Source organism: Roseiflexus castenholzii DSM 13941, assembly GCF_000017805.1.
Taxonomy (GTDB): domain Bacteria; phylum Chloroflexota; class Chloroflexia; order Chloroflexales; family Roseiflexaceae; genus Roseiflexus; species Roseiflexus castenholzii.
Genome location: NC_009767.1, coordinates 2,554,570 through 2,567,297, shown reverse-complemented (window position 1 = coordinate 2,567,297; position 12,728 = coordinate 2,554,570). Strand labels below are relative to the sequence as shown.

The window sequence follows — 12,728 nt, the reverse complement described above, 5'->3', positions numbered from 1 at the left end:
CGTCAACCCTCCACGAGCGGCAACCGCATCAGATCATACGCATCGTATATCTGCGCATGGCGCTCTTGCAAACGCCCTTCGAACGCCTCCATCCCTGCGATACGAATGAACTGCGCTTCCGAACGGTAGATCGGGAGAACCCACAAGACCTGGATCAACAGTTCAGGACGTTCGATCTCGCCCCATGGATTGCTCTCGTACATACGACTGTCGTCCAGGTACGGGTAGGTAAAGTACAGGTATTCCATTGGCGAGCCAGGGGCGACCGGTTCACCAACCGGCATCACATATCCTGGCCCGATTTCGACGTTGTGAACAAACGGATATTCTGCGACAAGCGCCAGCAGTTCAGCCGCCTGCTGCTCATTCGCCCGCGCAGCGTGCATGATGTACTCATAGCGCACGCCGCGTTCGTCGCCGAAACTGACGCGACTGAAGGGAATGACGCGATAACTGGCGCCAAGGGTGCAGAGGGTGGTGTAGAGCGGGTTTGCCTGGTACGCGAGGACGGTGAAATGCCGCGAGACAAGCGTCTCCATCGGACCCATGCCTTCCTGGAAGACCGGACGCGCAATGAACGATGGACTCCCTTTCCAGCGCAGATAATGGTCGAACATCAGCGCCGTCGGGTCGTCATCGCGCACATAGGCAGCATCGAGCGCCGCGCGGAACTGTGTAAGGTTGAACGTCATGTCAGGATCAGCCCGTCGCGAGCCGGCACAGATACATGAAGTGTACCATGAACAATCCGGTTGTGATAGTTCCCATAGCGGGCGATCATCTCACGACCGTCGGACAAAAGGTCGGCGACCGGAATGGCGACCTGCCGTGGCTGTTCGTCGTTGTTGACCGCCACGATCACGATCTGGTCGTTCAGTTTGCGTGCAAAGGCGAAGACCTCATCGTCGGCGTACAGGACGTGGAATGCACCGGTGCGCAGCGCCGGGAGCGCATGGCGCAGAGCGATCAACTGTTTGTGGTACGCCAGCGTCTCCATATCCCACGTCTCCGGTCGATCCCATGGCATCGCGCGGCGCGCGTCGGGATCGACGCCGCCGGGCAGTCCGATTTCGTCGCCGTAGAATACCGACGGCGCGCCAGGGAACGTCATGAGCAGGATCGTCGCCAGGCGCACGCTGCTGCGGTCGCCGCGCGCAATCGTCAGCAGGCGCGCCGTGTCGTGGCTATCGAACAGGTTCAACTGGGTCAACTGGACCTCCCAATCGTACCGGCTCAGCACATCGCCGATCACACGCGCATACTCCGCTGCCGTCAACGGCGGCATGGTGACATAATCCCGCCCCACGACCTGCGCCGGATCGACGCGCGGACCGGCGACATACGCAATCGTCGGTCCGGTGAACAGGTAGTTCATCACGCCATCGAACTGGTCGCCCTGCAACCACCGGCGCGCATCGCGCCATACCTCACCGACAATGTACGCTTCGGGGTTGATCGCCTTCACACGCTGGCGAAACTCCTGCCAGAATCCCTCGGTCGTAATCTCGAACGGCACATCGAGGCGCCAACCGTCGATGCCCTGGCGGATCCAGTGTTCGGCGACGCGCATCAGAAATTCGCGCACCTGTGGGTTGTCGGTATTAAACTTCGGCAACGCCCGGTTGTTGAACCAACCGCGATAGTTTGCCGGGCGTGATCCATCGTAGGGGCTGAGGGGCCATCCCTCAATGAAGAACCAATCCAGGTAAGCGGAAAACGGTCCATTCTCAAGAATGTCGTGGAACTGGAAAAAGCCGCGACTGGCGTGGTTGAACACACCATCGAGCACGACACGCATCCCACGCCGGTGGCAGGCTTCCAGCAGCGCACGAAACGCTTCGTTGCCGCCGAGCATCGGATCGACCTGGTAGTAGTCGTGGGTGTGGTAGCGATGGTTCGATGCCGATTGGAAAATCGGCGTAAAGTAGATCGCGGTGATCCCCAGGTCTTGCAAGTAGTCCAATCGTTCGATCACTCCCAGAAGATCGCCTCCTTTGTACCCTTCTGGCGTTGGCAGGCTATCCCACGGCTGGAGGTGGTTAGGTTTGGCAACCCGCTCGCTTTTGGCGAAACGGTCAGGAAAAATCTGATAGAAAACTGCGTGCTTGACCCAGTCGGGCGTGTGGATGGTCATAGTTCTGCATTCATTCAACAGATCGCAGACGGTTCACAAAAGCGGCGTGTTCTGCGGCGGCGATCCCCTGCTGCAACGCCGCGAGCGCGCGGGCCATGTCGTCGCGCACCAGCGCAGGCAGGTCGAGCCAGAGTCCCGGAAAGACACGGCTGCGCGTGATAGCGTCCGGATCGGCGGGGATAAGACGATAGTCGCCGGCGTCGAGCGCAAACCAGACGATCCGCTGCTCGAAGACCAGCCACACCAGGTATTCCTGCACACCACTGCGACGATAAACCCGCAGTTTGTCGTGCATATCCTGGGCAGCGCTGCTACCGGCGATTTTAGCCACGAACTCCGGCGGTCCTTGAACATACCCGTCCGCGTCGATCATCGAGGCGCCGCACTCGATGCGGAGCAATCCATCGGGTTGCAGTTCATTCGCCCAATCGAGCCGCACCGTCGCGTTGTCGCCGGCCCGAACTCCCGGCGTGGCTGCCGCATAGATGCCGAGCAACGTGATGATGCGGCTGTGCGGTTCGCCGTGGGTTGCAAAACGAACGGGTGATGCCACGTAGACCACCCCTTCGATCAGTTCGGCTTTTGTACCGTGTGGCATGGCTTCGTAGCGCCGCTCGAACTCGGCGCGCGTCAACCGGTCGCCGCTTTCGAGGTAGGGGATTGCTGGCATGGTCATCGTCACTGCTTCACCTCCCGCCGTCGTTCAGCCATTCCTGCCGATAATCGCGCCCGACAATGACGACAATATCGACATTATACCCCGGCGGCGGCGCATCAGGCGGGGCGGGCGCCAGGACATAGCGAGCATTGACACCGAGCGCCTCTGCCAGAAGACGACGTGTTTCGGGGCGTCCGGTATAGTCGATAATCAGGGTATGCTCGTAGACGCGGGTGACTGTTTCCGGGTCGGCGACGACGAATCCGCGCTTTTCCAGAAATGCGCTGACGCGCCCGGCAATCCCCTCGACGCGCGCGCCATTGAGCACCTGAACAACGGCGCCCGGCTCGACGACTGATGGGAGAAGCGTTGGCACCGAGCCGTGCAACGGATCATCCGGCGATGCGTCGGGTACAGCAACCTGGGTCGGCAGACCCGCAATCGGCGGCGTGGCGGTCAGGTCGGGACCGGCTTCCCAGCGCGCCACCAGCGCCGCAATATCGTTCGGATTCCAGTAAATGTCTGAGCCGTCTTCACGGTCGATGGCCACATCATTTGGGTTGATCGACAGTTGCAGAATGCGACTGCTGTCCAGGTCGCGCGCCAGCGCTGCAAGTTCTGCCATTGCCCGAAGGTCGGACACCGGTAATGTCGTGCGCACGTGTTGGGTGAGCACCTCAATCCAGCGTGGCAGGAGGGTCGTATTCGCCAGCAGCCCGCGGTTGCGCACCTGATCGAAAAGCGCGCGCAACACCTGCTGCTGACGTTTACTGCGCTCGAAATCACTGCTGCCGTGGCGCGTGCGAGCGTAGATTAACGCTGTGCGTCCATCGAACACTTGCAGTCCTGCCGGGATGTAGATCCGCTCGACGCCGTAGTTTTCGGTCGGATACTCTGCATCGAGAACAGGGGCGGGCACATCGATCAAGACGCCGCCGACCGAATCGACCAGGCGCTCGAAACCACGAAAATCGACCTGCGCAATATAATCGATGGTAACACCGAGAAACTGTTCGACCGCTTCGGCTGCGAGTGCGCCGCCAGCAGCCGATGGTTCGACGCTGTTGCCATAGAGCGTTGCAGCGTTGGCGTACCCATACCCATATGCCGCGTTGATCTTCGCCCAACCAAGGCGTGGGACAGGCACGACCGAGTCACGTGGGATTGAGAGCATACTGATGGTGCGCGCCTGTGGATCGACACGCACGAGCATCAGGGTATCACTGCGCACCCCTTCGTCGGGGTCGGTGCGGCGGTCGACGCCGAGGAGCAGCACCGTAAATGGTCGGGCAAGCAAGTCGTTCGCTGACCCGTATTCCGCAGGCGCCGGCGATGCTACCGTGCTGGAAGCCGGAGTTTGTGGCGCCGTGGTCGGGGATGGTGAGGTGGCAGTCGCGCGCTGACGTGGATCATTCTGTTCGAGTTCTGCCAGAGTTCGTTCGGCGCGTCGCAGCGCCGTCACTCCGATGGTCAACAACGCGAGCACGGCAAGCGCCACGAGTGCCAGCGCGAACCCAGACCATTGGCTGGCGCGACGCGCCCGCCGTCGTGCTGCAATGCGCTCACGCGTCGTTGTGCCACGGATAGAACGTCGTTGATGATCGTCCGCCAATACCGTCCCTCGAAGAGTAAAGATGACCTGACACAGGCGAATTTATTATAGCATAGCGCTTCTGTGGGTTCGTTTGGGATCAAGAGGTCCGAGGTTGAATGCTTCGCTTTCCTTCGACTCTCGCGGTCGCCGCGTGTCTCGCACCCCAAGACCCTTGCGGTCTGGGGTTCACGGGCGGACAGTACGCATGCGCATAGTTTTCCCCTCACCCTCTACCCCTCTCTCGCGCGGGAGAGGGGAGACCGGCGCCGCGCGCGGGTCCGTCCCCCGGCGGGAGCGCCGGTGTTCGCGCGGGGGTTCGGTCCGCCCGTAAAAAGTTGGAGAGGTCGGTCGCTGCTACGCGCGGGCGCGTGCTGCGCGCTCAGACGTATTTGACAGATGATACAAATGTCGTGTATCCTATAAGTGCGGTAACTGTGCAGTCCGAACGCACGAAATAGCGTTCGATATTAAGGGATCATCAAACGTGACGCTCAGCGGCAACATACGGAATACGAACAACTATTATCGCAGCCGGTGCACACAATGGACGACAGTGCGCACCCGTCTGGCGCATATTCCGGTGTTCAGGCGATGCGTCGCGTCCTCGTCACGAATGGCGCTCGCCGCGAGCGCCGCTGATGTCATAGGCGCTCGCGCGTAGGGTCATCCCCCTCGCCAGAGCGCAACAGGTCGGAGTCGGCTTTGCAGCTTCTGGAAAGGGGGAATGGCTTGGGGCAACGAGTTCTCGTTCTCAACGCAAGCTACGAGCCGCTGCAATTCATCTCCGTGCGTCGCGCGATTGTGCTCCTGCTGCAAGATAAGGCTGAACTCGTCGAAGCAGCCGAGCAGCGCCTGCGCGCACGCGGCATTTCCCTCGAAGTACCGCTCGTCATCCGGCTGGTGCGGTATATTCGCATCCCGCGCCGCATGCGTCTCCCCTGTTCGCGCCGCAGCATCCTGATGCGCGACCGCGAGACGTGCCAGTACTGCGGCGCGCAGCCTGGTCGCGCCCATCTCACCGTTGATCACGTCGTACCGCGGTCACGTGGCGGTGAGACGACGTGGGAGAATGTGGTGACAGCCTGCCGCGACTGCAACCACCGCAAAGGCGGGCGAACCCCGGAAGAAGCCGGCATGACGCTGCTGACCATCCCCCGTCAGCCACAGTACGTGGCGTTCGCGCTGCTGGGCGAACTCGAACGCCACGACGTATGGCGCAAATATGCATACGTGTAAAGGGCAATGATTCGGAAGGGTAAGACGGCGCAGAGACGGTGCGATGCACCATCCCTGCGCCGCAATGATTTACCCGGTCAGTTCCTAGCGACCGATACGCCGGTTATCGAACGCCTGAATGGTAATGACACTCGGACGCGCCAGACCCTGGCGGTCGGGCCAGGTGCTGATCGGCTTATCGAATGTGCCGCCCTCACCCGGATGCTGGATCGCCAGGAAGAGCGTCCGGTTATCGGGGGTAAACTCCGGACCGCACACCTCGCTGCCCGCCACCGACGAGAAGAACTGCTGCACATGCCCGCGCTCCGAACCGGCAACCGGGATGGCAAACAGGCCGTCGTTCAGTTTAATGGCGCTGGCGGCGCCATCGGTAGCGACCCAGGCGTTGCCCGCCAGGTCGAACACAATGTTGTCCGGCGCGCCAATCGGACTGACCTTGCTCTTGTCGTAGCCGGCAAAGTAGGTTGACTCGTCGGTCGGCAGACCCGCCAGAATGAAGATATTCCAGGTGAAGCGGGTCGCCGCGTGGTTATTGCCCTCTTCGGTCAGTTCGATAATGTGACCGGCGCGGTTGTTGGCGCGCGGATTGGCGGCATCAACCGGCGGACCGTTGCCGACGCCACGCTGACTGTTATTCGTCAGGATAATGTAGACCTTCTTGTTGACCGGATTGGTCTCGATGTCCTCCGGGCGATCCATCTTGGTTGCGCCAAGCGCATCGGCGGCGTTGCGCGTCTTAATCAGCACATCGCCCTGCGACATGAAACCATTGCCCTCATTCAGCGGACCAAAGCCGTGCTTCAGCGGCAACCACTCACCGGTGCCGTCCGCATTGAAGCGCGCAACATAGAGCGTACCATCGTCGAGCAGGTTGAAGTTCGCCGCACGGTTGCGCGGGTTGTAGCGCCCGTTCGAGACGAACTTATAGACATACTCACCGCGCGCATCGTCGCCGGAGTACGCCACGACCTGACCGGATGGCGCAATCACGATCGTTGCCGCTTCGTGGCGGAAGCGACCGAGTGCGGTGCGCTTCACCGGCACAGAATTGGGATTATACGGATCAAACTCGACGATCCAGCCGAAACGGAAGCCTTCGTTTGGCTCCTTTGCAATATCGAAGCGATCATGGAAATTCTCCCACCTGCGCTCAGAGGCGCCGCTCGGCATGCCGTAGCGGTTATGGATCGCCTTGCGATAATCGCTGTTCGGCATCGCTCGCAGGTTCGCAAAATACTGGTGGAAGTTCTCTTCGGCGGTCAGCACCGTGCCCCACGGCGTCTTGCCACCAGCACAGTTGTTAAGGGTGCCAAGCACATTGCGCCCGGTCGGATCGGCATTCGTCTTCATCCACTCGTGATCGGCCGCCGGACCGCTGACCGTCATCGGCGTGTAACCGGTCAGACGGCGGTTATAGGGCGAATTGCGCACCACATTCCAGCGCCCATCGCGCCCGCGGGCAACCTCGATCACCGACACACCGTGCGCAGCAAGTTCGACATCGACCTGCGTTCTGGTGGGGTTGGGATTCTCGACATCGTAGCCGGGGAACATCAACTCTGGGTTGGTATACTCGTGGTTCACCACCAGCAACCCGCGCGTCGAGTTATTCGAGGTGTACGACGGCAGCGGGAAGTAGCCAACGTAGTCGCAATTGTAGCCGAACTGCTTCTCCTGCTTCTCCTTTGTCTGCGTCCAGACATCGAACTCTGGCGCGTCGGCAAAGATCGGCTCCCCCCAGCGAATGAGCGTTGCGGCGTAGTAGCCATCCGGCACAGCGATCTCGTCCACTTCCGGCGTAGTCGGCGCAACCTTGCCAAACTTTGGCGGCAACGGCGCCGGGCGCGTCTGCGCTGCGGCAACATCGGCGTTCATCGCGGTTGCAGCAACGACGAGTCCCGATGTGACTGCTGCGGCTTTGAGGAAATCACGGCGACTCAGACGCTCTTCAAGAATGCGCTCGAATTCCTTGCCTTTCCCCTCGACCGATCGGACGATCAGTTTGTCTTGCTCGTCGCGTCCACCCATAGATGATCTCTCCTTCTCGAGTCTGCATCCAGCATGGACTCCGGTGAGCACGGCGCCTTATGCACAGTGCTTGTTCCCGCACTGTTTGGGTATTGCACAATTTCCGGAGCCATTCTAATTCTAGTGTCTGCGTCGAGGGAATGCAGCCGATCAGAGGTAAAGTTTTGGTAAGATCATTGTTATACCTTGTTAACAAAAGAGGACGTTGCTTAACCTCTCATACCAATTCCCTATGCATATCCGGCATGGTCACCCCGAGCCGCGCGAGGGGTCGTGCGCGACCCGCGCCGATTCCGCGCTGCGCTCGGTCAGATTCCTCGCTGCGCTCGGAATGACCCGTCGCTGCGCTCGGAATGACAAGAATCCTGTGACCATCCGGCATGGTCACCCCAAGCCGCGCGAGGGGTCGTGCGCGACCCGCGCCGATTCCGCGCTGCGCTCGGTCAGATTCCTCGCTGCGTTTACCCTGAGCGAAGCGAAGGGCTCGGAATGACAAGAATCCTATGACCATCCGGCACGGTCACCCCGAGCCGCGCGAGGGGTCGTGCGCGACCCGCGCCGATTCCGCGCTGCGCTCGGTCAGATTCCTCGCTGCGCTCGGAATGACCCGTCGCTGCGCTCGGAATGACAAGAATCCTATGACCATCCGGCATGGTCACCCCGAGCCGCGCGAGGGGTCGTGCGCGACCCGCGCCGATTCCGCGCTGCGCTCGGTCAGATTCCTCGCTGCGTTTACCCTGAGCGAAGCGAAGGGCTCGGAATGACAAGAATCCTATGACCATCCGGCATGGTCACCCCGAGCCGCGCGAGGGGTCGTGCGCGACCCGCGCCGATTCCGCGCTGCGCGCGGTCAGATTCCTCGCTGCGCTCGGAATGACAAGTCGCTGCGCTCGGAATGACAAGTCGCTGCGCTCGGAATGACACGCATGCGGTATCTTCAATCGTCATTGGTATCATTCATCTATTGGAGGGGTTCCGCGCTCGTATGCGCCTGATACTCTTCAATCCGCCGCCGTGCTGCACGTTCACGGTCTGCCAGGACAATCAGGCTATCGATCAGGCGAGTGAGGGTGGCATGCACCGCATTGATCTGGCGTATCTCAGGTTCGAGCAGCCACCAGGCAATGCGCCGTCGCAGACGGTCGAGCAACCCGCGCGACGGCTGCGGACGCACTTCCCATTGTGCGTGGAGCGCCGCGAGTTGCTCAGCCAGGTATGGGTCACCCTGCGCCACATCGGTGAGCAGCGGCAGATCGACAACGGCGAGCCGGCGTTCATGGATCGCGCGCTCAATCTGCGCCGCCAGCGGTTCATTGTCAGCGGCTGAGATCGCCAGGAAGAGCGGCGGTTTCTTCGCCCCGCACTCCAGGTTTGGTTGTTGGTTCATGACCGCAATTTCCCCTGGTTGTAAACTGTATTGCAGCAATTATTCACTGTCTGTCAGTTCTGCGCTACTCCACAAGGAGATAGTCATCGATTTTGGTATGCAGAGAGACAATCCACACTCTGCCAGCCGGCGCCAAAGCAGGAAGCCGGCAGAGACGAGTCGGTGCGTTTCATCAGCGTGATAGTGCCAACTCGCATGACAGGAACAAACAGTTTGCGCCGCTCTAAATCGCTCAGCAATTCCCGCTCGCGGTTGGCAGTCGCCCGCCCCATACCATAATAATCATGGACAATCCAATCGATAGATGGTGGTTGCGGCGCTCCGGCGGGATTGACGTAGTGAATACGAACGAAGGGATTGGGAAACACAAACGCCTGTGTGCGATGCATCAGGTGCGGATGGAGCGCAGGACTAACTGAGACTGCCGCATCACGCGGAATGTAGGTAAGGATATAACGGCGAACATAGGACCATTCTACGTCGCGCACCGCCGGAAACAATGCATCCTGAATTCTCAATGGGACCGCCGCAACGGTCCAGCATGCTCCGCATATAATGCAAAGCGCACATACGACAAACGCCACACGCGGCTTCCACCAACCCCGGAGCATGATAGCAGCGTCGAGACATGCATATGACACCAGTGCGACCGGGAGAGCATCATAATGGAAGAGCAGTGAGCGCTGAGCATCGTAGTTGCTGAGCATATTCAACGTAAGGGCTGGCAACGCCAGAGCGGCATGCAATGGACTGAGCAACGGCAGCATGCCGAGAGGTGCCAGCACCAGAGCCAGATAGTGGAGATTTTCAGAATGAAACAGGTCAAGAACAACGCGATCCGGTCGCAGAAAGATGGACCGAAGAATATCACCTGGAGTTGCGCCATAGCGGTCGAAGCGAGATGCAAAAACGCTTTGGGATTGACCATTGAACATGGGCTAGATGAGGAATGTGGCAATGCTGAACCACGCGAGTGAACCGAAGAACAGAGCGCTTCCCAGGCGTCGTTCGCCACGAATGACGAGCCAGGCGCCCAGCAATGCCGTCGTGAGCGCAAAGTTCTCCTTTGCCGCGCACACAACAACCGCAACCGCCATCATTGTGGCATTTCGTCGCTCAATGCCCAAGAGCACAATCAGCAGCGCCGCTGCGGCCAATGCATCTGGATGAAAATGAAACAGCGCCATATTGTGTGTGGATGGATGCAACAGATATGCTCCGGCAACGAGCGCGCCCATCCACGACGATCCACGGGTCGAACCGATGCGATAAAGCGCCAATCCTCCCATACCGACCGCCAGCACTTGAACAAGCAGCAATGCGCGCACATCTGGAACAAACAGATACAACGTTGCCAGAGGATACAACAGCACAGCGGCGTGATCGCCCAATAAGTGAACACCGATGCCTGTGCTATATGGAGTCAAACCACGACTGATAAGCCAGAGCCATTGATCAAAAAGCCCAAGATCATAGGCGCCGGTCGCATAGCGCTCATGGATTGCCAGGCTGCTCCAACCAACGGTACTGATCCATATGAGTATCAGCGTGCTAATCACCATATCGGGAAGAGACAGACAGGAGAGCAATTGGTCAATACTCTGGCGTAGCCAGAACATGCCTCGTCCGCAGTTCAGCATTCTGTCAAACACAAGTATAACGCCTAACCCGAATGTCGCCCCCCACGCAATCGTCCATCCCCATAGAACCATTCCTGCAACAAGAGCAGCACTGCATGCGCTTGCCAGAACCCCACAGCGCATCACCAGCAGGAGCAGCGACGCTGTCACAGGAGCCAGTACAACGAGGGCGAAACGCTGATAGATGTGTGGATTCAGCGGTTGGAGTTCGATGTTAGCGGTGAAGACGCCAAGCCGACGCAAGTCGCCAGGCGCCTCGGCAGGCGCGGTTTCCAGCGTCAACAACTGACCTGCTCCGACGCCCGCAGGTGAGAGCACAAGCAGAAGGCGCCGCACTGAATGACCGGATGCCAGCGACACGAATGTTCGCTCATCCAATCGCAAGGTCAGTGTCCGTTCCGGCAGCGGACCTGGTGAGTATGTCCGAAATGACAGCGCGACCGCATCGCTTACGAAAGGAGGAATGAAAATATGGGATCGTGGTTGTGTGAACCGGTACTCGCCACTATTGTTCCGTTCGACCGGATAGAAATCTATCAGAATCGCCGAATGATAAGCGGCATCACTCTCTTTGAGCAACGCCGCGATGGTCAAGAAAAAAGTAGCGACGATCAATATCCCACTGATGACATACCGGCGCACCTGAATCGGGTCATATATGGGTTTCATTCAGATACTTGCCAATGCGAATGCGGAGAAATCGAGCATCGTTTTTGACTGAGCAATAAGGTCATAGGACTGAGACGCGGCGGTATGAGGTTGGACCCGCCGCGTTCCCGATCCCCGCAAACGTCTGCGCCTCTCCTACGCCTCGTCATACGCCTTGACGTAGAGATCGATGATTTCCTGACGCGTGGGCTTGCGCGGGTTATTTGCCGGGCTTCCGCTATCAATCGCCGCATCCGCCATCGACGGCGCCAGTTCGATCAGGCGCTCACGCTCGACTCCCAGTTGCCTTAGCGAGGGAATCTTGATGTCGCTGACCAGACGACGGATGGCATGGACCACGCGGTCGGCGGCTTCCATCATGGACAACCCCTGAACCGGCTCCCCCATGGCTTCGGCAATCTGCGCATATCGCAGCGGATCGCCGATCAGACTGAACTCGGTGACGACTGCGAGCAATGCCGCGTTCGATACGCCGTGCGCGATATGGAAGTGCGCGCCGATGGGGCGCGACATCCCATGCACCAACGCCACCGATGAGTTGCTGAACGCCACGCCTGCCTGAAAGGCGCCGAGCATCATCTGTTCACGCGCCTCCATATTGTTGCCGTTCGCCCACGCCTGGCGAATGCTTTGCGCAATCAACCGGATCGCCGACAGGCAAAAGATATCGGTCATCGGCTGGCGCTTCACCGACACATACGCCTCGATGGCATGCACCAGCGCATCAACGCCGGTTGCCGCTGTGACACTCTGCGGCGAAGAGACGGTCAGCATCGGATCAACGATGGCGATCGTCGGCATCAGGTAAGGACTTCCGATCAACATTTTTACATCGGTCTTCTGGTCGGTGATGACAGTATAGACCGTCGCCTCGCTGCCGGTGCCGGCAGTGGTGGGAATGGCGACGACCGGCACGCCGGGAGCGCCGATTTTGCCGATCCCTTTGTACTGCTCAATTGAACCGGGGTTCGTGACCAACACCGCGATGGCTTTTGCGGTATCGATGGGACTGCCGCCGCCAACCGCTACGACAAAATCGCAGTTGCCTTCTTTGTATACCTGCAACCCTTCCTGAACATATTCCACCACCGGTTCGGTGTTGACACCAGCATATACGGCGCTGGCAATGCCGCTGTCGGCAAGATACTGCTCCACCTTGCCGACTAACCCCAGACTGAGCATGATCTTGTCGGACACGATCAGGGCTTTCTTCCAACCGCGCTTCTGACACTGCGCCCCTACCTGCTCGGCAGCGCCTGAGCCGATCAGAACCTGCGCAGGCATGAGAAACTCTCGCGGCGGCATCATAAGCAGCCTCCTTCTGTCAGGCTTCGCTTGCGTGTTGACCCTTCGACACAGCACAGTGTAATATACATGGAACA

Annotated in this window: 8 protein-coding genes and 1 pseudogene; 1 reads left to right on the top strand and 8 read right to left on the bottom strand. The window is 59.6% G+C overall.

The genetic code is table 11. The annotated features are described in order from the left end of the window. Nucleotides 1-2 precede the first annotated feature (2 nt). The 4 genes from RCAS_RS10265 to RCAS_RS10250 are packed head-to-tail and all read right to left on the bottom strand — an operon-like array spanning nt 3 to nt 4,404. The gene (locus RCAS_RS10265; protein WP_012120511.1) at nt 3-692 is read right to left on the bottom strand and encodes a suppressor of fused domain protein; all 690 of its coding nucleotides are present in this window, start codon (nt 690-692) and stop codon (nt 3-5) included. Next, nucleotides 689-2,134, bottom strand: coding sequence for a glycoside hydrolase family 13 protein (locus RCAS_RS10260; protein ID WP_012120510.1), 1,446 nt, complete (start codon nt 2,132-2,134; stop codon nt 689-691). Before RCAS_RS10260 ends, RCAS_RS10265 begins: the two co-directional genes overlap by 4 nt. Before the next feature lie 10 nt (nt 2,135-2,144). Further along, complete coding sequence (locus RCAS_RS10255) at nt 2,145-2,810, bottom strand: Uma2 family endonuclease (RefSeq protein WP_012120509.1); 666 nt, start codon at nt 2,808-2,810, stop codon at nt 2,145-2,147. A 10-nt stretch (nt 2,811-2,820) separates the two neighbouring features. Beyond that, on the bottom strand, nt 2,821-4,404 hold the full coding sequence (locus RCAS_RS10250; RefSeq protein ID WP_012120508.1) for an LCP family protein: 1,584 nt from the start codon (nt 4,402-4,404) through the stop codon (nt 2,821-2,823). A 711-nt stretch (nt 4,405-5,115) separates the two neighbouring features. Here RCAS_RS10250 and RCAS_RS10245 point away from each other — a divergent pair. Next, nucleotides 5,116-5,622, top strand: coding sequence for an HNH endonuclease (locus tag RCAS_RS10245; RefSeq protein ID WP_012120507.1), 507 nt, complete (start codon nt 5,116-5,118; stop codon nt 5,620-5,622). 84 nt (nt 5,623-5,706) lie between these two features. Here RCAS_RS10245 and RCAS_RS10240 read toward each other — a convergent pair whose 3' ends face one another. From RCAS_RS10240 to RCAS_RS10210, 4 genes and pseudogenes are all read right to left on the bottom strand, one after another. Next, the gene (locus RCAS_RS10240) at nt 5,707-7,650 is read right to left on the bottom strand and encodes a PhoX family protein (protein ID WP_012120506.1); all 1,944 of its coding nucleotides are present in this window, start codon (nt 7,648-7,650) and stop codon (nt 5,707-5,709) included. 961 nt (nt 7,651-8,611) lie between these two features. Further along, nucleotides 8,612-9,037 (bottom strand): hypothetical protein, encoded by a 426-nt coding sequence (locus RCAS_RS10225; protein WP_012120505.1) that lies wholly within the window; start codon nt 9,035-9,037, stop codon nt 8,612-8,614. Nucleotides 9,038-9,120: 83 nt separating this feature from the next. Next, nucleotides 9,121-10,656 (bottom strand): annotated as a pseudogene (locus RCAS_RS25950) (DUF2079 domain-containing protein). 825 nt (nt 10,657-11,481) lie between these two features. Then, nucleotides 11,482-12,654 carry an iron-containing alcohol dehydrogenase gene (locus RCAS_RS10210; RefSeq protein ID WP_012120502.1) on the bottom strand — a complete coding sequence of 391 codons (1,173 nt, stop codon included), beginning with the start codon at nt 12,652-12,654 and terminating at the stop codon, nt 11,482-11,484. Nucleotides 12,655-12,728: the final 74 nt, after the last annotated feature.

Bases quoted from the DNA above. Each gene is read 5' to 3' on its own strand.
- RCAS_RS10225 (WP_012120505.1), bottom strand. From the start codon at position 9,037: ATGAACCAACAACCAAACCTGGAGTGCGGGGCGAAGAAACCGCCGCTC.
- RCAS_RS10210 (WP_012120502.1), bottom strand. From the start codon at position 12,654: ATGATGCCGCCGCGAGAGTTTCTCATGCCTGCGCAGGTTCTGATCGGC.
- RCAS_RS10260 (WP_012120510.1), bottom strand. From the start codon at position 2,134: ATGACCATCCACACGCCCGACTGGGTCAAGCACGCAGTTTTCTATCAG.
- RCAS_RS10240 (WP_012120506.1), bottom strand. From the start codon at position 7,650: ATGGGTGGACGCGACGAGCAAGACAAACTGATCGTCCGATCGGTCGAG.
- RCAS_RS10255 (WP_012120509.1), bottom strand. From the start codon at position 2,810: ATGACCATGCCAGCAATCCCCTACCTCGAAAGCGGCGACCGGTTGACG.
- RCAS_RS10265 (WP_012120511.1), bottom strand. From the start codon at position 692: ATGACGTTCAACCTTACACAGTTCCGCGCGGCGCTCGATGCTGCCTAT.